The sequence below is a fragment of the Ruegeria sp. CDSA077 genome, from assembly GCF_059612265.1.
This window is the reverse complement of record NZ_JBXWQG010000001.1, coordinates 42,813-63,734: the sequence shown is the minus strand read 5'-3', so window position 1 is coordinate 63,734 and position 20,922 is coordinate 42,813. Positions and strand designations below refer to the sequence as shown.

The following is a 20,922-nucleotide window of genomic DNA, read 5'->3' as shown; positions in this document are numbered from 1 at the left end:
CGGTCCATGACCGGGGGTTTTTCATTTAGACAACCGGCTGCGGTGGTTTCTTGCGCCGTTCCTCCGGCAGGAAGAACACCATGTAGAACACGGGGGCCGCCACCATGGTAAGGACCGTGGCAAAGGCCAGACCTCCCATGATGGTCACCGCCATCGACCTGAAGAACGCATCCGTCAACAACGGAGCCATACCCAAAATCGTCGTGATTGCGGCCAGCATCACGGGGCGCAAACGCGAGACCGAAGCCTCGATGATCGATTCACGCAGCCCCTGCCCGGTTGCACGTACCAAGTCGATCTCTTCGACCAAAACGATACCATTCTTGATCAGCATCCCCGATAGGCTAAGCAGTCCCAGTAGCGCCGTAAATGTGAACGGCAGACCCGTTCCCAGCAGACCGATCACCACTCCGTTTACCGACATCGGTACCAACAGCCAGATAATGATCGGCTGACGAATGGCGTTGAATATCAGCACCGAAATCAGAACCATGATCAACAGGCTCAACGGCAACTGACGACCCAGGCTTTTATTTGCATCGCCAGCATTCTCGAACTCTCCACCCCATTCCAGTCGATAGCCCGCTGGCAGCTCCATGCTTTCGATAGCTGTGCGGACTTCGGAATGAACCTGCGCAGCTGTCAAATCCGGCGGGATGTCGGCCCCTACCGTAATGGTCAGCACACGATCCCGGCGGTGAACCAGCGTATTGAGTGCCTTATATTCGAACCTGTCGACCATTTGCTCGATCGGCACGAATTTCTGCGACTGGTCCGAGAATACAACCTGATCCACGATCGAATAATCCCCGTCCACTGGGCGGCGCAAGATGATCGGAATCAGACGGTCGCGCTCGCGGAACACACCACCGGTGATCCCATCGGTCGAGAATTGCAGAGTCGCCGCGATATCTTCGCGCGACACCCCTGCGGTCTGCGCCCGTTCGGTCGCATAAATTGGCTGGACAGCCAGCCCTTGTTCGCGCCAGTCGTGATAGACGTTCAGCGCATTGGGCGAGGCCGCGCGCATCGTCTGCACAGCCTCATTCGCAAGTTGCCGAAGCACCGCCGGATCGCTTCCCGAGAAACGGGCCTGAATTGGATCACCGCCCCCAGGACCAAAGACCAGCCGCTTGGTGCGGAACTTGCCTTCGGGGAACTGCGCCGAGCCAAACGCCTCGAGATCCGCCCGCAAAGCCGGAATGTCATCCAATGTTTCCGTCCGGATGATCATGTGACCGTAGCTGGGGTTCGGCTTTTCCGAAGAGTAGGTCAACAAAAAACGAGTTGCTCCTTGCCCAACAAATGTCGTGACAGATACCACATCGTCCCGATCCGCCAGCCAGTTTTCGAAAACAGCCATATCCTCGGCGGTGCGCGCAATGGGTGTGCCCTGCGGCAGGTTGTAATGCACGAAAAACAGCGGTGTATTCGAGTCTGGAAAGAACTGTTGTTTGACCAAACCAAATCCTGCGAAACAGACCACGGTAATGCCCACCAGCATTGCAATCACCATCCAACGGAACCGCAGCGCCCAGTTTAGGATCGCGCCATAAACACGGAACATGATCCCGCCATAGGCATCAATTTCACCTTCTTTGCCCTGCTTGAAGAAATAGTGCCCAAGCATCGGAGTCACCGTCAGCGCCAGGGTCCAGCTCAGCAGCAGCGATATCCCGATTACAGCAAATAGCGAAAACAAGAACTCGCCCGTCGCATCAGGGCTAAGACCAATCCCGGCAAAAGCCATGATGCCAATCACCGTTGCTCCCAACAGCGGGATTTGCGTTTTGGCCGCAGCCTCATCCGCCGCATCGCGCGAATTCTTGCCGCGCAGCATTGCAATCTGCATTCCTTCGGCCACCACAATGGCGTTGTCCACCAACATACCCATCGCGATGATCAAAGCGCCCAACGAAATTCGTTCCATCTCGATCGAGAACAATGCCATGAACAACAACGTGCCAACCACGGTCAGCAACAGAGTTGTTCCCACTACCACAGCCGCGCGCCAACCCATGAACAGGGCCAAAACCGCAACAACAATAGAGACCGACAGCGCGAGGTTCACCAGAAAATCGTTCGATGCCTGCTCAACAACGACGTGCTGCTGGTAAATCGGCAGGATTTCGACACCATAGGGGATCTGAGGATCCAACTCGGCAAATTTTGCGTCAGCACGCTTGCCAACCTCAACGATATTATCAGTCGAAAGCCCAGCGATACCCAGAGTGAAAGCTTCGGTCCCGTTGAACCGGATGATGACATTAGGATCGGTTAGGCGACCACGATGTACATTCGACATATCGAACAGGTTGATAACCTGGCCCTGCGATCCAACAGAAAGGCCAGCAATGGCGGAAACCGTATCGGATCCTTCGGCGGTTAATATCGCGGTCCGGCCATCTTCTGATCGCAATGACCCCGACGAGTTTACCGAGTCCGCATTTGTAATCGCGTCGGTAAGCGCCTGCAGAGGCACGTTCTGGTTCACCGAAATAGACAGGTCGGGTTCGATAAAGATCGCCTCTTGCGGCAGGCCCATCACCTCGACATCCGCGACACCGTCAACCGTCAGTAGTTCGCGCCGAAGAAATGTGGAAAGCTCATGTTTTTCAGCGTCCGAGAAGCCCTCGGCCGTGACCGCATAAAACAAGCCAAACACATCGCCAAACCCGTCATTGACCAGCGGTTCACCCACCCCCGATGGCAGCTCCCGTGAGGCGTCACCGACCTTGGCGCGCAATTTGGTCCAGATCTCCGGCAGCTCGGTCCCATCATAGGCTGAGTTAATCTCGACCTCGATCAGCGAAAAACCGGGCTGGTTCATTGATGTGATTGTCTTGACCTCGCCCATCTGCTGGATGGCGGATTCCAGTGGCTCTGAAACCTCCAGCGCCACTTGTTCAGCCGTTGCCCCCGGATACTGGGTAGCGATGACGGCGTTTTTGATTGTGAAGGCTGGATCTTCCAGACGGCCAAGCGACAGAAATCCCCAGATGCCGCCGAACAAGGCGATCAGGATGACCAGCCATGTATAGATAGGGCGATCAATGGATGCGCGTGCGATGTTCATCAATCCGCCCCTTAGTTGGCAAGACCGGTAAAGCGGCGCACCACCTGACCGTCAATCAAAACGTCGCCGCCGGCGACAACGATTTCTTCCCCGTCACTTAGGCCGTCCAGTACGTTGACATCACCGGTTTCCGTGGGCTCGATGGTAACGGAGACGCGGCGCAGTGTCCCTTGGTCAGCCCCAGTCGGAGAAAACACCATTACGCCAAGCGCCCCTTCGACATCGGCCACAATGGCTGTAGGCGGAACAAAGATTCCCCGTTTCTGGTCCTTGACCCGAACGGTCACAGTAGCCGACGAACCAGGCAGAATTTGCAGCCCTTCAGGCGGTGTCAGGCCAAATTGGATGCGGAAGGTTTGACCGACGCTTGAAGATTCAGCATCGAATTCGCGGATCTGAAGCGGGAAGACTTCGTCGCTCACCGGAAATTTCGCGGTGATGGTGATGTCATCCTGCTGGCCCGACCGTTGAAACAAAATTTCGGGTACGTCGACCTCAATCCGAAGTTCGGACATATCATGGATGCGCACGATCGGGGTACCTGCGGAAACAGTGGTAAAGGCCTCGACCGCCCGGCTGGACACCAGCGCGTTAAATGGTGCCGTCAATGTCGCCTGTTCCAGGTCGTAAAGCGCGTCACGCACAGCGATATCAGCCAGTTGCGCCGCAGTCTCAGAGTCGTCCACAGCCACTTGGCTGGCCGCAGTTCCCCGCAGCCGAGACAGGCGGGCCAGGGTCCGATCCGCCTGATCTTTCTGCAGAACGGCACGATCATAGCGGCGCTGGAACGGCTCACGATCCAGCTCGGCGATCAGCTCACCCTTGGGGATGACAAATCCTTCAGCCACTGGCATTTCAACAATCTGTCCAGCCACCTGAAAGGCCAGATCAACCGTTTGCCGCGCAGCGACGCGACCAAAGAACTGACGTGTGAACCCAGGTGTGGTTTCCTTTACCACCATCAGCTTTACCGGCTTGGCAGCTTCTTCAGCCATGATTGAGCTGGAGAGGAAGATCAGGGCCACGCCCAAAGCAGAGATCAGTTTCATTTCTTCAGTCCCTCGGGAATTCCAGTTTTCAGTATGTTTTCCCGGATCTTCCGGGCCAGTCTTGCGAATTCTGCGGTTTCATCTTTGTTCAGTCCGGACGCGCGCTGAAACAGGGCGCCCGCTTGGGCTACAAGCATCTGGCGTGTTTCTGTGCCTTTTTCGGTCAAAACCAAAAGCCATGCACGGCGATCCTCTGGATCGCGTTCGCGTCTCAGATAGCCCGCTTTTTCCAAGGCATCGGCGGTCGACGTGATTGTCGAAGGAACTGACAGCATGTCAGCCGCTAAAACGCCCATGCGCCTGGGCTGATCCAATTTGATCACCATATGGCATTCCTGATGGCTCAGCTCTATTTCGATGGCATCAAAGCTCTCCTCGAGCTTCCAATAGAGCGCATACACACCCATCATCGCCTGCATCTCGGGGCTTAAGCGATGCAACAGAGTGTTATGATCATGGGCCATGGGATGATTCCTTGCAGAATTTGACGCGTATATACTTCGAAAAACGAACTATTCAAGAACTGAAGCTCAATTTCCAACCAAGCTTAACATTCCCTCGGGTCAATCTCTCTTGAACAATACCAATCATAACGGCATTTTGGGTGAATCCAGAAATCCAGGACCCAACATGTATACGCCAGCAATCACCGGCTCGGGTGTTTTCACGCCAGATAATGTCATTACGAATGCCGAGCTCGTTTCGGCCTTCAATGCATATGCCGACAAGATGAACACCCAGAACGCAGAGGCGATTGCCGCTGGTGACGTTGAGCCGATGCAGCATTCGTCTGAAGAGTTCATTCTGAAGGCCTCCGGAATCGAGAACCGCTATGTGATGGACAAAGCGGGCGTTCTGGATCCCGACGTGATGCACCCGCTGTTTCGTCAGCGCTCTGACGATGAACCTAGCATCATGACCGAAATGGCCGTTGACGCCTGCAAGAAAGCGCTGGCACAGGCCGGGCGCAACGGGGACGATGTTGATCTGGTAATCTGCGCGGCTTCGAACCATGAACGGGCTTATCCTGCAATCGCGATCGAGATCCAGCAGGCGCTGGGATGCAAAGGGTTCGGGTTCGATATGAACGTTGCCTGTTCTTCGGCCACGTTCGGCATTCAGGCGGCGGCGGATATGGTCAGGTCCGGTTCGGTCAAATGTGCGCTTGTGGTAAACCCCGAGATTTGCACGGGCCACCTGGAATGGCGCGACCGTGATTGCCACTTTATTTTTGGTGACGTGGCAACGGCCACCTTGATTGAACGGATCGAGGATGCGACCGGACCGCATTTCGAGATTTTGTCGACCAGCTGCGCCACGGATTTTTCTAACAACATCCGAAACAATAATGGCTTCCTGCGTCGCACTCGGCCAGAGGGATTGACCGACCGCCGCGATATGCAGTTCATGCAAAACGGCCGTAAAGTGTTCAAAGAGGTTCTTCCAATGGTCAGCAAGCACATTGCCGACCATATGGACGCCGAAGGTATCAGCAACGCCGATCTCAAACGTCTTTGGCTGCATCAGGCGAACAAAACGATGAATGATTTCATCGGTAAAAAAGTCATGGGCCGCGAGCCCGCCCCCGGAGAGCAGCCAAACATCCTGCAAGACTATGCGAACACGTCCTCGGCAGGGTCGATCATCGCATTTTCGAAATACTCGGACGATTTCACCGATGGCGAGATCGGCCTTATCTGTTCCTTCGGAGCGGGGTATTCCGTGGGTTCGGTAATCGTGAAACGGCACGGTTAAGACAACACTCCGCGCAACTACAAATTCGTACAAGAAAACCGGGCTCATTCGACCCGGCTTGGTTGTTTGATCCTTGTTTCAGCACTGGCATCACCCCGTCCGGCGGCAAGCGGCAAAAGCCCCAGCATGCGAGCGTTCAGATCGGGTCAAGTTTGACCTAGCATGTCATGAGTATCGGTACGCACACCAAACTGGATCAAGACACGCAGCTTCCCTTGCCTCAGCTCACGCTTTCTTCTTCCAGGTGCAGCTTCATCTCGATCAGAACATGCTGCAGCAGGCTGGTTTCCTTCAACAGGCGTTTGGCCTCGTTCACCGTGATGATACCGTCTTCGATAGCAGACTGGTATTCGGTCATAAGCATGGCAAAGCGTTGGCTCAACGCGATGACATCCGAATTAACACCTCCGGTGCGAGGAGCGTCCGTGTTGCGGCCATCATATGACAGCGTAATGTTCTTGAGGTCGGCCAAAGCCGACGTCACATGCGGAAAGTTGGCCACCGCTTCAAGGCGTGCAACTGCATCAACCGGCATGAACCGATCAGCATGCTCTGCATTATCTGAATAATATCGGCCAAGCGTGGCTTTGGATTTACCCGTGATCTCGCACGCGGACTCAATTCCAACGTCCTTGACCAACGCTTCGGTGTGCTTTTTGAGATAGGCCCCGATATCTGCCATGTTTTTACCTTTGCTACCTGCCTTCCCCACTACATCTGCCATTGCGGGGGAAAGGGAAATGAAATTTCCCATACCTGAGTCATAATTGAAATGCGATATGTTGGCTATCCCTCAGATATGCGAGGGTTTTGTGAGTGAGTGGCGGCAATAATGCCGGTAGCGAGTGATAGCGGGGCACATATTAGCCCCGCTTCGTTTAGGCCGCTTATAGGCCGAAGGCGTCGCTGTTGTGAGTGCAGGGGCTCCATCCCCAAAGAGCGTGAGCTCATCCCCTAACTGGACAACGGCGGCGTCGCTCATTTTGCCACATGAGATGGCTTGCCCAGGCGGGGCTGGCGAATTAGACCCGAGCCATGGCAAAACTTTACTTCAACTATTCGACTATGAACGCGGGCAAATCGACCGTGTTGCTGCAAGCCTCGCATAACTATCGCGAGCGCGGCATGGATACTTACCTGATGACGGCCGCATTGGATGGGCGCGCCGGTGCTGGGAAAATTGCCTCGCGGATTGGGATATCATCCGAGGCTGATACTTTTGACACCGATGATGATGTTTTCGCCATGATCGAAGCCCGTCTGGCGCAAGGCAAAATTGCATGTGTCTTTATCGACGAAGCCCAGTTCCTGACCGAAGATCAGGTCTGGCAACTGGCCCGCGCCGTAGATGACCAGAACGTGCCGGTGCTGGCTTATGGGTTGCGGGTCGATTTTCAGGGTCGGCTGTTTCCCGGATCGGCCGCCTTGCTGGCGCTGGCGGATGAGATGCGTGAGGTTCGCACGATCTGCGAATGCGGCCGCAAGGCAACAATGGTGATTCGTCAGGACGAGAATGGAAATCCCATCACCCAGGGTGCTCAGGTTCAAATTGGTGGCAACGAAACTTATGTCTCGCTGTGCCGCAGGCATTGGCGCGAGGCCGTGGGCACCTAAACCGGATTTGGCAGCGGACGCCCCTGAACAAAGGCCGCAACATTATCTAGCGCCATGTGCCCCATATCGCTGCGGACCTCCTCAGTCGCGGTACCCAGGTGGGGCAGCAGGGTCACGTTCTGCAAATCTATCAGAGCTTGCGGCACTGCAGGTTCGAATTCGTAGACATCCAGACCCGCACCCGCGAATTGCTTTTCTTGCAACGCCGAAATCAGGGCCGATTCATCCACTACCTCTCCCCGAGAAATATTGATCAGGATGGCAGCAGCGTTCATCGCCTGCAGCACCTGCGCATTGATCAGATGCCGGGTTTCGGCACCGCCCGGCACAGCCAGGATCAGGAAATCGACACCGGCAGCCAAAGCTTTGAGGCCTGGGACATAATCCGCCGGAAACTCTAACTCCTTTGGACTGCGCGATTGATAGGCGACGTGCATACCAAACCCATAGTGGCAACGTCGCGCGATGGCTTGCCCAATGCGCCCCATGCCCACAATGCCGACCCGTTTGCCGGTCACGTGATGGCCCAACATCTGTGTCGGGTGCCAGCCCTGCCAAAGGTTTGAACGTACCAGCCGTTCGCCTTCTCCGGCGCGGCGGGCCGTGGACAGCAGCAATGTCATGGCGATATCGGCAGTCGCATCTGTGACAGCGCCCGGCGTGTTGGTCACGGCAATTCCGGCGTTACGGGCCGCGTCCACATCAATGTGATTGTACCCAACCCCAAAGTTTGCCAGCAGCTTGCATCGCGGTTTCGGCACCTCAGCAAAGATCTGGGCAGAAAACAGGTCGCCCAAGGTCGGCACCACGACATCGAATTCGGACAGCGCATGCCCCATTTCCTCGGGTGACATCGGCAAGGTTTCACTGCGCATCTCTGCGTCAAACTCTGCGCGTGCACGTGCTGCGACGGAGGCGGTCATCGGTCGGGCAATGAACACACGCATCAGTGCATCCGCCCACCGGTTGGAACCTTGCCATCCGGCCCGATCAGGACGATCTCACCAGTCTCATCGGGCAATCCCAAAACAAGCACTTCGGACATGAACTTGCCGATCTGGCGCGGAGGGAAATTTACCACCGCCATCACCTGCTTGCCCACCAATGAGGCGGGATCATAATGCGCAGTGATCTGGGCCGAGGTTTTCCGCTCGCCGATGTCTCGTCCAAAATCGATCCACATCTTGATCGCTGGCTTGCGCGCTTCGGGGAAGGGCTCGGCGCGGATAACCTCGCCGACGCGAATGTCGACCTTGAGAAAATCGTCGAATGTAATTTCACTCACGAGACAGCTCCTTGGACCGATCGGTTGCGGCTTTAACAGCGCGGTGCAGCAGGTCGGGAAAACCGAATTCGTCGTGCATCAGGACCTCAAGCGCGGCCTGCGTGGTTCCATTAGGCGAAGTGACATTGACGCGCAGTTGCGAAGGGTCCTCGTCAGACGCCATGGCCAAGGCCCCTGCCCCGGCGACCGTGGACTTGGCCAGCCTCATCGCCAAATCATGTGGCAGGCCTTGAGCCTGACCCGCGGCAGCGAGCGTTTCTATAAGGTGGAATACATAGGCAGGGCCGGACCCGCTCAGCCCGGTAACGGCATCAATCTGCGCCTCATCCTGCAATCTAACCGTCTCACCGACCGCAGATAGCAGGTTTTCGGCTAGGGCCAGATCCGCATCCGAAACAGCAGAATTTCCAATCAACGCCGTGATTCCCTGTCGGATCGCCGCCGGGGTGTTCGGCATGGCACGCACGATTGGTGTTTTCTGGCCCAACACTTCTTCGAATGTGGAGATTGAGGTGCCCGCCGCGACCGACACGAACAGGCTGCGCCCGCCGCCCAAGGCTGTAATTGCGGGCAGCGCATCGCCCATCATCTGCGGCTTTACCGCGACCAGCACAACTGCAGGCGCCTCGGGTAGCGGGGTATTGATGTTGACGCCCGACGATTTCAGCCAATCCGACGGGAAAGGGTCAATCACCCAGACTGACGAGGCAGGAAGGCCATGCTCTAACCACCCGGCAAGCATGGCCGATCCCATCTTGCCGCATCCCAAAAGCACCAGCCCCTGTTCGGCGACGCGTGACATGTCCATGATTGCCCCTCCGCTTATTTGGCTCGGGGCAAAGCTTTACGCGCGGCCGTAGGCCTCTGCAATGGCGACTTGCATCGCGTCTTCCGGGGTACGGTTGCCCCATGTGACCAGTTGGATCGCGGGATAATAACGCTCGGCGCTCAGGACCGCTGCGGTGATCATCGTATCAATCTGTTCCGGGCTGGCCATCTGACCACCCGCAAGAACCAGACCGTACCGGTAAACCATCAGCTTCTGATTGGCCCAGTATGTGAAGGCCCCGGCCCAGCACTGATCGTTCATCTTGTTCAGCAGTTCATAAAGCTCGGTCTCGCGCGCCTCAGGTGGCTCCATCTCGAACGAGCACACCATACGCAGCGTTTCGTCATAATTCGACCAGGCCAGCGTAATCGAGTAGGTGCGCCACTGTCCTTCGACAGCCATTGCGATCTGATCATCCCCGATCCGATCAAAGTCCCAATCGTGATGTTCGGCAAGATGTTCAACAATGTCGATCGGATGAAGGTCTTCGTCAAGAAACTGCTCGGAAAGGGCCATAATGCCACCTCACTAATTTCTAGCATTTCGGGGCTGGCAGCGCCCCAGCGCTAGTTGCCTGCTCTACAAGCCGGGCTTCCCCCATAGGCCTGTACTAAATATGGTGCGCTGTGGGTGGTGGCCTGACAACCCCCATTTTTGGGGATAACAGCAATAAGTTGTGGATAGCTGGCAACGGGGATCAAAATATTGGCATCAGATGCAGCTTTGTCTTGATTAATTCCCGCAAGACGGCATGATGCACAACACCGCACAACCCAGAACCGGATTGCGCGGCGTTTGTTTTTTTTCGAAAATTTCGCGGGGGATTATTCGCCCAGCTTGGCTTCCAACGCTGCAATGCGCGCCTCGAGCGCTGTGTTTTCCTCGCGCGCTTTCTGAGCCATGGCACGGACAGCGTCGAATTCTTCGCGTGTGACGAAATCGCGATCGGCCAGCCAACGGTCGATCATCGACTTCATGGCGTTCTCCGCCTCGTCCTTTGCGCCTTGGGCAACACCCATGGCGTTGGTCATGAGTTGGGAAACATCATCCAGAATCTTGTTGCGGGTTTGCATGGTTATCCTCCGATTTGGCGGTTGGTCTCTATATGGGGAATGATTGGCGCAGGCTCAAGGTTGACTTAACCCTCAAAGCCCGGGCAATGAGACGCACATGCAGGCTGTTCTGAATTTCCCCGATCTGTCGCCCGAACTTTTCTCGATCTCGCTGTTCGGGATGGAGTTCGCACTTAGATGGTACGCCCTCGCCTATATCGCCGGGATTGTGATTGCATGGCGCCTGGGGGTGATCGCCCTAAAGCGCCCCGCCCTGTGGCCCGACAAGGCGCCACCTATGCAACCCGCCCAGCTTGAGGATCTGATCACCTGGATCATCCTGGGCGTGATTCTGGGCGGGCGACTTGGGTTCGTGCTGTTTTATCAACCAGCTTATTACCTTTCGAACCCGATCGAAATTCTGATGGTCTGGCAGGGCGGCATGGCCTTCCACGGTGGATTGCTAGGCGTCGTCGTGGCCTCATATATCTATGCAAGACGTCACCAAATTTCGATTTTGCCGCTTGCTGATCTGATCGCGCATACCGTGCCGCCTGGACTGTTATTGGGTCGTGTCGCGAATTTCATCAACGCCGAACTGTGGGGAAGGCCCAGCGACCTGCCCTGGGCCTTTGTATTCCCCGGTGCCGCCGCCCAAAACTGCCCGGAGGTTATTGGTCTTTGCGCCCGCCACCCCTCTCAGCTTTACGAAGCCGCGCTTGAGGGGTTGCTGCTGGGTGCCTTGCTCTTGTGGCTGGCCTATCGGCGCCACGCTTTCCTACGGCCCGGTCTGGTCACAGGCGTGTTTTTGGCGGGCTATGGCGCATCGCGTTTCATTGTCGAGTTTTTCCGGCAACCCGATGCACAGTTTGTTTCGGCCGGAAATCCGCTTGGACTTGCCTGGCAAATGGGCGGCTACGGCCTGACCATGGGCCAGTTGCTGTCTTTGCCAATGATTGCCTTTGGCCTTTGGCTGGCATCACGCGCTAAGGCCAAGTGATGACCCTCGCCAACCTCTTACAGGCTCGTATCGCACAAGACGGCCCGATGAGTGTAGCCGACTATATGACCGAATGCCTGCTGCACCCGACACTGGGATATTACACCACCCGCGACCCCCTTGGCCCGCAGGGCGATTTCATCACCGCCCCGGAAATCAGCCAGATGTTTGGCGAACTAATCGGGCTCAGCCTTGCGCAATGCTGGATTGACCAGGGGCGTCCGGACCGTTTCACGCTAGCGGAGCTGGGTCCCGGGCGCGGAACGCTGATGGCTGACATGCTGCGTGCAACACAGGGCGTGGATGGCTTTCACGCGGCGGCAGATATTGTACTGCTTGAGGCCTCACCAACCCTGCGCACCATTCAGGCAAAGACGCTGGATGCCTATGCTCCACGCTGGATTAAATCGGTCACCGATCTACCCGAATCCCCGCTTTTGCTGGTGGCAAACGAGTTCTTTGACGCTCTGCCCATACGCCAATTCATCCGTGATGGCAGCGATTGGCGGGAACGTTTGATCGGGATGAAGGACGAATCACTGGCTTTTGGCCAGGGGCCGCGGTCGCCACAGATCGCTTTGAAGAACCGGCTTGAGGACACGCAGGATGGGGATCTGGTCGAGCTTTGCCCTTCGGCCATACCGATCATCACTGTGATCGCCGGACGGATCGCGACCCATGGCGGCGCCGGACTGATCCTGGATTATGGCGACTGGCATTCGCTTGGGGATACGTTTCAAGCGCTGCATGCCCACAAGCCGATCGACCCGCTTTCCAGCCCCGGACAAGCTGATCTGACCGCCCATGTGGACTTCGAACCTCTGGCGAGCGCAGCGCGAGCTGCGGGCTGCGCCCATTCGCGCCTGACACCCCAAGGCGTTTTTCTGGAACGGCTGGGCATCACCGCGCGGGCGCAAGCATTGGCGAAACCACTCAGCGGGTCCAAGCTTGAGGCGTTGATAGCCGCACATCGCCGGTTGACGCACCCAGAGGAAATGGGAAACCTGTTCAAAGTACTGGGCCTGTACCCATCTTATGCCGCATTACCACCGGGACTGGAATCATGACGCTGGAAATTCTGACTTCGGATCTCTTGTCATCCATACGCCATGGTTTTTTCTGCCGCCGTGGTGGGGCCTCATCCGGGGTCTTTGCAGGGCTCAACTGCGGTCATGGATCATCTGACCAGACCGAGGCTGTCGCGATAAACCGTAACCGCGTAGCGGATGCGATGGAGGTCGATCCCGGATCCCTTATCGGGGTCCATCAGGTGCATTCACCGACGGTCATAACTGTTGATGGTCCAATCGACGGGGAAAAGCCTAAAGCAGACGCGTTGGTTACGGCCTGTCCCGGGCTGGCGCTGACCATCCTCACGGCGGATTGCCAACCTGTTCTATTTGCCGACACCCACGCAAAAGTGATAGGGGCTGCACATGCGGGTTGGCGCGGCGCGTTGGACGGTGTGCTTGAGGCCACGTTGGACTCCATGGAGGCGCTGGGAGCACGGCGCGAGAATACAGTGGCCGTCATAGGGCCCACAATCTCGCAAATTGCGTATGAGGTCGGGCCCGAGTTCCTAGAAGACTTTGCCGCTGAATCATCAGAAAACCTGCGATTCTTCGCAAATGGGACGGGTGATCGGATGCAATTTGACCTCCCGTCCTATGGGCTGCACCGGTTACGTCAGGCTGGTGTCGGGCATGCAGAGTGGATTCGTCATTGCACCTATTCGGACCCGAACAGATTCTATTCGTACCGCCGATCGGTTCATGCAAAAGAAGCCGACTACGGCCGCCTGATTTCCGCCATCAAACTGTGACGCGTGTCCTGATTGTGGCGAAATCGCCGCTTTTTCGCCACATTTGTTGTGTCTATATGAGTCGCCAAAATTAGGTTTTTTTGCCCTCTCTCAGATGGTTATCTGCACATTTCCGAATGTGAGTGCGGCTAGATTAAGAAAAGGAAACAGCCAACTTTCTTTTGTCCCAGATTCAACCCGCGTCAGCCTTATGGCCGCCTCAATATCGCGACACGTTAGTCTAAGATTGGGTCATTAGGCATTAAGCCTTGAACGAGTAGGACAACAGGATGAAACAAAGATCCCGCTTTCTCAGCGCTGTTCTAAAAGCGTCCAGAGAGCAAAAACTGGAGATGCCGTGGAAGCGGGTTTCCAGCCGTTCTGCCAGTGTGGCGCGCCGTTTGGCTTCGCGACGCTGACTAGACAGGCCTACCAAAGCCATTCTGCCGGCTTTGAGGGTCAATACACACAGCGGGGGTGCTCCGATCCGGTGTGTGGCGCTTCACAGACGCTTTCTGTGAATGTGTTTAGGAGTTTGTGTGCGTAGACAATTTTCGTCTGCGAGTTGTGAGTTTGTCTGGGGGGTCAATGTGTTGACCAAGAGTTTGCGAAATTCCATCGCACTGCGCGGCCGTTACAGCCGACGTCTCGAAGTCGCCATAGCATTCAAGACAAAGAAAACCGATCAGGCGGGCCTGTACGGGGGTTCAGCCTTCCTGAGCGGATGTTTGAGGGGACGGAATTAGTATGACTATTCCACATTCTTTGGCCCGCGCCGCCAGAAACGCCGTCGATACGTCGACAATGCTGCGCGAGATTCCAAGAAATACAACAAAACAAAAAGCGCAACTGCGGCGCTATGAGGTCAGTTCATTGTTGAGCAATGGCGAGGTATCCCAAACCCGCCACATCGCGCCAGCACTGCCCATGTTCGAGGATGCGTTTTGTGCCTTTACGAGGGGTTCGCTTGTCGAAACCGAAAACGGGCCGATAGCGATCGAAGATCTTTTGCCTGGCGATACGGTTTTGACCCAGAATGGAACTTCGGAAACCGTGGTCTGGAAGGGCTCGGTTACTTTGATCCCCGGGCGCGAAGACTCGCGTGGTCGCACGCGCCCGCTGACACGCATCATGGCGGATACCTTCGGAATGCAAAAACCGATGTCAGGCGTGACTGTCGGTCCGGCTGCGCGCCTGTTGGGCACCCCAGCACATCTGCGGCACTTGTATGGCGGATCTCCTGTTTTGACGCCCGCGCACGAGTTCCAAGACGGGATGGGTGTCATCGAGATGCTACCGCCTACCCCAATCGAATTGTTTCACATCTGTCTGAAACGCCATTCGGTTATCAAGGTAGACGGATTACAGTTTGAATCATATCATCCAGGCGTAAATGCGGTTCGGATGATCAGCCATTCGCTTCGCTCAATCTATTTGAACTTGTTCGAGCATGTCGAATCGCTGAATGACTTTGGCCCGCTGCAGTTACCGCGTGCCGGAGATGGAGAGGTGGACGCAATCACTGCCTGAGTTTTAACCAGTACTGCAAAGTGGGGGCTTTATGCAGATTTTAATTAGTTGGGTGTTGTTTCTGGTTGTCACGGCGATTTTGCCGCCGTGCACCAGCCGTCACAAAAGGATGCGCTTTACGCCGTCCGGTTCATTCGTTCTTCCAGAACGTCAAACGGTACACCGGGCTCGTCCTTAGCGCCGCGTATCACAAGTGAGGTTTTAACGCTGGCCACGTTTGGCGTGGTCAGCAACTCGCCTGTTAAAAACTGCTGAAAGCTGCTGAGATCAGGAGCGACGCATTTCAGAATAAAATCCACTTCGCCGTTCAGCATGTGGCATTCACGGACAAGTGGCCACTCGCGGCAGCGTTCCTCGAATGCGCTGAGTTCGGCTTCGGCTTGGCTTTCCAATCCGACGCTTGCAAAGACCTGAACCTCAAAACCCAGCTCACGCGCATTCACTTCCGCGTGGTATCCGCGGATAAGGCCCGAGTCCTCCAATGTGCGCACGCGCCGCAGGCACGGAGGCGCGGAAATTCCCACACGTTTCGCGAGCTCTACATTGGTCATACGACCGTCTGCCTGCAATTCTGCCAGAATCTTGCGGTCAATCTCGTCCAGCCGTGTCGCGACCATAAAAAGCTCCTGAATTTTCGGTTGTTATATCAGCACCCAAGGGATGCGCAATAATGTTTCGCGTTTGCGCAATATTCTTTGATTTTACAGGTATTTTTCTAGCGCGAGTTGTGAAACGGATTCTCCGATACGGCACGAAGGGGCTTTAAGCGCCTCAAGGGGGTCGCTATATCCATTCGCCAAGGGGCCGCAGGCCCGTATCAGGCAGATCGAGTCGGGGGTATCATGGCCGAAACAAAACACACCAGGGTTCTGATAATCGGATCAGGACCTGCCGGTTATACTGCGGGCGTATATGCCAGCCGTGCGATGCTGGAACCGATACTGGTTCAGGGCATCGAACCGGGCGGGCAGCTGACGACCACCACCGAGGTCGAGAACTATCCCGGCTTTACCGAGGTTCAGGGGCCTGATCTGATGATCAAGATGCAGGAGCACGCCGCCGCGATGGGTTGCGAAATCATCGGCGACATCATCAGCGATCTGGATGTCTCGAAACGCCCATTCACCGCCAAGGGCGACAGCGGCACCATCTACACTGCCGATGCGGTCATTCTGGCCACTGGCGCGCGGGCGAAATGGCTGGGATTGCCCTCGGAAGAGAAGTTCAAAGGCTTTGGCGTTTCCGCCTGCGCCACATGCGACGGGTTCTTCTATCGCGGGCAGGAGATCGTTGTAATCGGCGGCGGCAATACCGCCGTGGAAGAGGCGCTGTTTCTGACCAACTTTGCCAGCAAGGTCACCTTGATCCATCGCCGCGATGAACTGCGCGCCGAAAAAATCCTGCAGGATCGGCTGATGAAGAACGACAAGATCGAGCCCCTGTGGTTCCACGAACTGGACGAGGTCACCGGAACCGACGCGCCTTTGGGTGTCGAAGGCGTGCGCGTCAAGAATGTGAAAACCGGTGAGATTCGCGAAATCCCCTGCAAAGGTGTTTTCATCGCCATCGGCCACGCGCCCGCGAATGAGCTGGTCAAGGACTCGCTGGAAACCCATATGGGCGGCTATGTGATCACCAAACCGGGCTCCACAGAAACCTCCATTCCAGGTGTCTTTGCTGCCGGAGACCTGACAGATCACATCTACCGTCAAGCCGTTACCAGCGCCGGGATGGGCTGTATGGCCGCGCTGGATGCTGAACGGTTCCTGGCCGAGCAGGATTAATCAGGTGATCGAATTCTCCGGCCCGATCTGGAGAATTCTGTTACTGTCACAGATAGACGCCCCTTTGGCCCCAGCACGGGCGCCAGAGGGGCGTTTTCATTATGCGGGCCAATTCGCGCTTTATACTTCGCTGAGCGCTGAGGGTGCCGAAGTAGCCATCAAACGCTATGTCTGCCCATCCGATCCACCACGCATTCTTCAAAAATGCCGGATCACCGGCGCTCGGCTGGTAGATCTGCGGGGGCGCAGTGAAGCCTCGGTCGTGTGGCAGGATATCCACGAAAAAGAAGGCACCTCACCCACCTGGCTATTTTCGGATGACGCCCGCGCCAAAGGCGCCGACGGCTTGCTATACAGCTCGCGATCCCGGCCAGAACTCAGTCATGCGGTTTTGTTTAGCACCTCGCCAGAGGTAGTGTGCCTGGATGGGGATCCGCATCCCTGGTTGCCGGGGCATAGAGGCTTCGCTTGACCCCCGCTCTGCGCCGTTACAGACTCTGAAATGCGAGCAAAACGAACACAGGTGAACCGAGTGAAAAGCGTACTATGGCAAGGCGGGTGGGCTACCCGGCTGAGGATCATGAGCGGCCTGATCCTGTTCATCTTTGCCTTCTTTCACTTCATCAATATCGGTCTGGGACTGTTTCATACTGATTATCTCCACGAAATGCAGAAAGGCCGCCATGTCATTACGCGCAACAACATCGGCAGCGCGATTCTATATCTGGCCTTGCTCGTGCATTTTGGGCTGGCGCTGTATTCGTTAGCTCAGCGCAGAACCATGCGAATGCCTTTCAGTCTGGGGCTACAGGTGGTGCTTGGATTTGTGATTCCACTGCAACTGATCTCGCACCTTGTTCACACCCGATACGCGCATGCAGTTTTCGGGGTTAATGATGAGATGGGTTATATCATCGCGCTAATGTGGCCCAGCTATGCAATCTGGACACAAAGCCTGCTTTTGCTGGTGGTCTGGGTCCACAGTTGCATCGGTCTTCACATGTGGCTGCGCCTGACATCCTGGTGGCAAAGGGCGCTGCCTTATCTGATCGGGCTCGCCGTGTTCATTCCGTCTTTCGCTCTAGCAGGTCTTTTGACAGAGGGCCGACGCATCTGGGCTGATTTCGCCGACCCGTTTCTGCGCGATCAGTATATCGAACATTACAACTGGCCATCGCCCGAGGCTTTTCAGGCTCTGATGGCTGTGAGGCAAGATACACTGCTTGCATTCGGGTTGGCGGTTGGCGCTACATTGCTTGTGTTTCTGGTGCGCAAAATTTTGCGACGCCGGCATTCGGTGCGCATCAAATATGTGGAAGGCCCCGAAATTGTGGCCGAAAAAGGCATGACTCTGCTTGAGATTTCTCAGGCCAACGGAATTCCCCACACTGCGCTATGTGGTGGCAAGGGGCGCTGCACCACCTGTCGCGTTATTGTCGAAAATGGTGCAGATCAGCTCCCCGTCCCCAGTGAGATCGAGGCCCGCAGCTTGGCTGCCGTAAAAGCACCCGAAGGCGCACGCCTGGCCTGTCAGATCCGCCCGACCGAGCCAATCACGGCCTTTCGGATGTACAATCCCGGTAGCGGTCGCAATCGCGCCCATGCCAGCCAGGGGCAGGAACGTAAACTGGCGGTGCTGTTTCTGGACATGCGCGGGTTCACGGCACTGACCACCGGGCAGTTGCCCTATGACATTGTTTTCCTGCTCAACCGGTTCTTTGACGCCATCGTGCCAGCCATCACCTCGGATGGGGGTGTGGTCGACAAGTATATGGGTGACGGGCTGCTGGCAGTGTTTGAAACCGCCGATGCTGCAAGTTCAGCACGGGCCGGGATGAAAGCTGCAGCCAATGTCAGCCGCGCATTGCAACGGTTCAACGAGCAACTCGAAACCGAGGGCAGCCCGCTTATTCGCATTGGAATGGGGTTACATCTGGGCGATCTTGTTCTGGGCGAAATCGGCGCCGTGGGCACTGCAAGCCGCACGATTATCGGCGACGCCGTGAATGTCGCCAGCCGATTGGAGGCCGAGACCAAGGGGTTGGGTGTCGAGCTTTTGGTTTCGGGCGATTTGCTGAAGGCAGCGGGGCATGAGAGTTGGCAGAACGATCTGCGCCCCTTCCAATTGCGTGGGGTAACAAGGCCAATTTCTGCCCTGCCGGTCGAACGTGCGTCCGACCTCACCCCCAAGATTGCCGCCTGAGAACACACTCATTCAAACCGGTCTATTTGGCCTTGATCCAAGGGATTGTCGTCGGGTTTCGCGTCAAAATGTGGAAAATCCTTCCAATCCGGAGAAAAACCGCGCATATCGTCCTTTGTTTCATAAATCCATCTGGACTTCACTCGACCGCCGGGGCACATGCCCGGCAAACGCCCCTGAATCACTGGCCAATCCATCCTTCGACAAGAGAATTCCCATGACGATGTTAAGCAATCTGGCGCCGATCTCTGAACTTTATGTTTCGTACGAGTCCGCACAGAAACTGAAAGTAGAAGCTGCCGACCTGACAAGCTGGGACCTGAGCCCTCGTCAGATCTGTGATCTGGAACTGCTGATGAATGGCGGGTTCAACCCGCTGAAAGGGTTCCTAAGCGAGGCCGATTACGACAATGTCGTCGAGAACATGCGCCTGGCCGACGGCACCCTTTGGCCGATGCCAATCACGTTGGATGTCAGCGAAGACTTCGCTGAGGGCATCAAACTGGGTCAGGACATTGCACTGCGCGACCAAGAAGGTGTCATTTTGGGCACCATGACTGTGACCGACCGCTGGACGCCGAACAAGGCGCGCGAGGCGGAAAAGGTCTTTGGCGCAGATGACGATGCTCACCCGGCGGTCAACTACCTGCACAACACTGCGGGCAAGGTTTACTTGGGCGGTCCTGTTGTTGGTATCCAACAGCCCGTTCACTATGATTTCCGTGCCCGCCGCGACACACCGAACGAGCTGCGCGCCTATTTCCGCAAGCTGGGTTGGCGCCGTATTGTTGCGTTCCAAACCCGCAACCCGCTGCACCGCGCGCATCAGGAACTGACCTTCCGCGCCGCCAAAGAGGCGCAGGCCAACCTGCTGATCCATCCGGTTGTTGGTATGACCAAGCCGGGCGACGTGGACCACTTTACCCGCGTGCGTTGCTATGAGGCTGTTCTGGACAAGTACCCGGCCTCGACAACTTCGATGTCACTGCTGAACCTGGCGATGCGTATGGCAGGCCCGCGCGAGGCGGTGTGGCACGGGTTGATCCGCGCCAACCACGGCTGCACGCATTTCATTGTCGGCCGTGACCACGCAGGCCCCGGCAAGAACTCGGCCGGCGAAGATTTCTATGGCCCCTACGACGCACAGGATTTGTTCCGCCAGTTCCAGGATGAAATCGGCGTCGAAATGGTCGATTTCAAGCACATGGTCTTTGTGCAGGAACGCGCTCAATACGAACCGAATGACGAGATCGCCGACAAAGACAACGTCACAATCCTGAACATCTCGGGCACAGAACTGCGCCGCCGTCTGGCCGAAGGCCTGGAAATCCCCGAATGGTTCAGCTTCCCTGAGGTTGTGACCGAGCTGCGCAAGACCAAACCGCCGCGCAGTCAGCAGGGTTTTACCGTATTCTTCACCGGTTTCTCCGGCTCGGGCAAATCGACCATCGCCAACGCGCTTATGGTAAAGCTGATGGAGATGGGCGGTCGTCCGGTGACCCTGCTGGATGGTGACATTGTTCGTAAGAACCTGTCATCGGAACTGGGCTTCTCGAAAGAGCACCGCGACCTGAACATCCGCCGCATCGGCTATGTGGCCAGCGAGATCACCAAGAACGGCGGCATCGCTATCTGTGCCCCAATCGCACCCTACGCCACGACCCGCCGCGCCGTCCGCGAAGATGTCGAAGCGTTTGGCGCTTTCTGCGAGGTTCACGTGGCCACCAGCATCGAAGAATGCGAACGCCGCGACCGCAAGGGCCTGTACAAGCTGGCGCGTGAAGGCAAGATCAAGGAATTCACCGGAATTTCCGATCCCTACGACGTACCTGCCAATCCTGAGCTGAGCGTCGAGACCGAGAATGTGGACGTAGACAACTGTGCCCACCAGGTTCTGCTCAAGCTGGAAAGCATGGGTTTGATCGCCGGATCGTAACCTGCGCA

The 20,922-nt window shown here is 56.4% G+C and carries 20 protein-coding genes; 10 read left to right on the top strand and 10 right to left on the bottom strand.

Annotation, left to right across the window (positions count from 1 at the left end):
• Positions 1-25: 25 nt before the first annotated feature.
• Genes AC2FLE_RS00335 through AC2FLE_RS00325 form a run of 3 tightly spaced genes read right to left on the bottom strand, consistent with a single transcriptional unit; the run spans position 26 to position 4,589 of the window.
• Positions 26-3,076: an efflux RND transporter permease subunit gene (locus AC2FLE_RS00335; protein WP_496694719.1), complete on the bottom strand. Its 3,051-nt coding sequence runs from the start codon at positions 3,074-3,076 to the stop codon at positions 26-28.
• An 11-nt stretch (positions 3,077-3,087) separates the two neighbouring features.
• Entirely contained in the window at positions 3,088-4,125 is a 1,038-nt protein-coding gene (locus tag AC2FLE_RS00330; protein ID WP_496694718.1) for an efflux RND transporter periplasmic adaptor subunit, read from the bottom strand.
• Positions 4,122-4,589, bottom strand: a complete 468-nt coding sequence (locus AC2FLE_RS00325; protein ID WP_185956678.1) for a MarR family winged helix-turn-helix transcriptional regulator — start codon at positions 4,587-4,589, stop codon at positions 4,122-4,124. The genes AC2FLE_RS00330 and AC2FLE_RS00325 overlap by 4 nt, the downstream gene beginning before the upstream one ends.
• 166 nt (positions 4,590-4,755) lie before the next feature.
• On the opposite strand from AC2FLE_RS00325, the gene AC2FLE_RS00320 reads away from it, so the two are divergent.
• Positions 4,756-5,880 carry a beta-ketoacyl-ACP synthase III gene (locus tag AC2FLE_RS00320; RefSeq protein ID WP_496694717.1) on the top strand — a complete coding sequence of 375 codons (1,125 nt, stop codon included), beginning with the start codon at positions 4,756-4,758 and terminating at the stop codon, positions 5,878-5,880.
• 220 nt (positions 5,881-6,100) lie between these two features.
• Here the strand turns inward: AC2FLE_RS00320 and AC2FLE_RS00315 are convergent, their stop codons facing one another.
• The gene (locus AC2FLE_RS00315; protein WP_142636888.1) at positions 6,101-6,562 is read right to left on the bottom strand and encodes a hypothetical protein; all 462 of its coding nucleotides are present in this window, start codon (positions 6,560-6,562) and stop codon (positions 6,101-6,103) included.
• A 353-nt stretch (positions 6,563-6,915) separates the two neighbouring features.
• Here AC2FLE_RS00315 and AC2FLE_RS00310 point away from each other — a divergent pair, with 353 nt between their 5' ends.
• Positions 6,916-7,494 carry a thymidine kinase gene (locus tag AC2FLE_RS00310; RefSeq protein WP_496694716.1) on the top strand — a complete coding sequence of 193 codons (579 nt, stop codon included), beginning with the start codon at positions 6,916-6,918 and terminating at the stop codon, positions 7,492-7,494.
• Here AC2FLE_RS00310 and AC2FLE_RS00305 read toward each other — a convergent pair.
• The 5 genes from AC2FLE_RS00305 to AC2FLE_RS00285 form a co-directional block, all read right to left on the bottom strand.
• On the bottom strand, positions 7,491-8,441 hold the full coding sequence (locus AC2FLE_RS00305) for a 2-hydroxyacid dehydrogenase (RefSeq protein WP_496694715.1): 951 nt from the start codon (positions 8,439-8,441) through the stop codon (positions 7,491-7,493). The genes AC2FLE_RS00310 and AC2FLE_RS00305 overlap by 4 nt on opposite strands.
• Positions 8,441-8,779, bottom strand: coding sequence for a tRNA-binding protein (locus AC2FLE_RS00300; RefSeq protein ID WP_496694714.1), 339 nt, complete (start codon positions 8,777-8,779; stop codon positions 8,441-8,443). Before AC2FLE_RS00300 ends, AC2FLE_RS00305 begins: the two co-directional genes overlap by 1 nt.
• Positions 8,772-9,587, bottom strand: coding sequence for a pyrroline-5-carboxylate reductase (gene proC / locus AC2FLE_RS00295; protein ID WP_142636570.1), 816 nt, complete (start codon positions 9,585-9,587; stop codon positions 8,772-8,774). Before proC ends, AC2FLE_RS00300 begins: the two co-directional genes overlap by 8 nt.
• A 36-nt stretch (positions 9,588-9,623) precedes the next feature.
• Positions 9,624-10,124 carry a type III secretion system chaperone family protein gene (locus AC2FLE_RS00290; RefSeq protein ID WP_496691006.1) on the bottom strand — a complete coding sequence of 167 codons (501 nt, stop codon included), beginning with the start codon at positions 10,122-10,124 and terminating at the stop codon, positions 9,624-9,626.
• Positions 10,125-10,432: 308 nt separating this feature from the next.
• The gene (locus AC2FLE_RS00285) at positions 10,433-10,681 is read right to left on the bottom strand and encodes an accessory factor UbiK family protein (RefSeq protein WP_142636566.1); all 249 of its coding nucleotides are present in this window, start codon (positions 10,679-10,681) and stop codon (positions 10,433-10,435) included.
• 97 nt (positions 10,682-10,778) lie between these two features.
• On the opposite strand from AC2FLE_RS00285, the gene lgt reads away from it, so the two are divergent.
• The 4 genes from lgt (at position 10,779) to AC2FLE_RS00265 (ending at position 14,991) form a co-directional block, all read left to right on the top strand.
• A complete protein-coding gene (lgt, locus tag AC2FLE_RS00280; RefSeq protein WP_496694713.1) occupies positions 10,779-11,660 on the top strand; it encodes a prolipoprotein diacylglyceryl transferase in 882 nt (293 codons plus the stop codon).
• A complete protein-coding gene (locus tag AC2FLE_RS00275; RefSeq protein ID WP_496694712.1) occupies positions 11,660-12,727 on the top strand; it encodes a class I SAM-dependent methyltransferase in 1,068 nt (355 codons plus the stop codon). The genes lgt and AC2FLE_RS00275 overlap by 1 nt, the downstream gene beginning before the upstream one ends.
• A complete protein-coding gene (gene pgeF, locus AC2FLE_RS00270) occupies positions 12,724-13,482 on the top strand; it encodes a peptidoglycan editing factor PgeF (protein ID WP_496694711.1) in 759 nt (252 codons plus the stop codon). Before AC2FLE_RS00275 ends, pgeF begins: the two co-directional genes overlap by 4 nt.
• A 726-nt stretch (positions 13,483-14,208) precedes the next feature.
• A complete protein-coding gene (locus tag AC2FLE_RS00265; protein ID WP_271949219.1) occupies positions 14,209-14,991 on the top strand; it encodes a Hint domain-containing protein in 783 nt (260 codons plus the stop codon).
• Positions 14,992-15,107: 116 nt separating this feature from the next.
• On the opposite strand, the gene AC2FLE_RS00260 is transcribed toward AC2FLE_RS00265, so the two are convergent.
• The gene (locus AC2FLE_RS00260) at positions 15,108-15,608 is read right to left on the bottom strand and encodes an Lrp/AsnC family transcriptional regulator (protein WP_142636556.1); all 501 of its coding nucleotides are present in this window, start codon (positions 15,606-15,608) and stop codon (positions 15,108-15,110) included.
• A gap of 225 nt (positions 15,609-15,833) precedes the next feature.
• Here AC2FLE_RS00260 and trxB point away from each other — a divergent pair, with 225 nt between their 5' ends.
• The 4 genes from trxB to AC2FLE_RS00240 all read left to right on the top strand — a co-directional run bounded on the left by trxB (position 15,834) and on the right by AC2FLE_RS00240 (position 20,914).
• The gene (gene trxB, locus AC2FLE_RS00255; protein ID WP_282021515.1) at positions 15,834-16,775 is read left to right on the top strand and encodes a thioredoxin-disulfide reductase; all 942 of its coding nucleotides are present in this window, start codon (positions 15,834-15,836) and stop codon (positions 16,773-16,775) included.
• A gap of 4 nt (positions 16,776-16,779) precedes the next feature.
• Entirely contained in the window at positions 16,780-17,247 is a 468-nt protein-coding gene (locus AC2FLE_RS00250; protein ID WP_496694710.1) for an RES family NAD+ phosphorylase, read from the top strand.
• 60 nt (positions 17,248-17,307) lie between these two features.
• Positions 17,308-18,978, top strand: coding sequence for an adenylate/guanylate cyclase domain-containing protein (locus AC2FLE_RS00245; protein ID WP_496694709.1), 1,671 nt, complete (start codon positions 17,308-17,310; stop codon positions 18,976-18,978).
• 217 nt (positions 18,979-19,195) lie between these two features.
• The gene (locus tag AC2FLE_RS00240; RefSeq protein WP_142636548.1) at positions 19,196-20,914 is read left to right on the top strand and encodes a bifunctional sulfate adenylyltransferase/adenylylsulfate kinase; all 1,719 of its coding nucleotides are present in this window, start codon (positions 19,196-19,198) and stop codon (positions 20,912-20,914) included.
• Positions 20,915-20,922 lie beyond the last annotated feature (8 nt).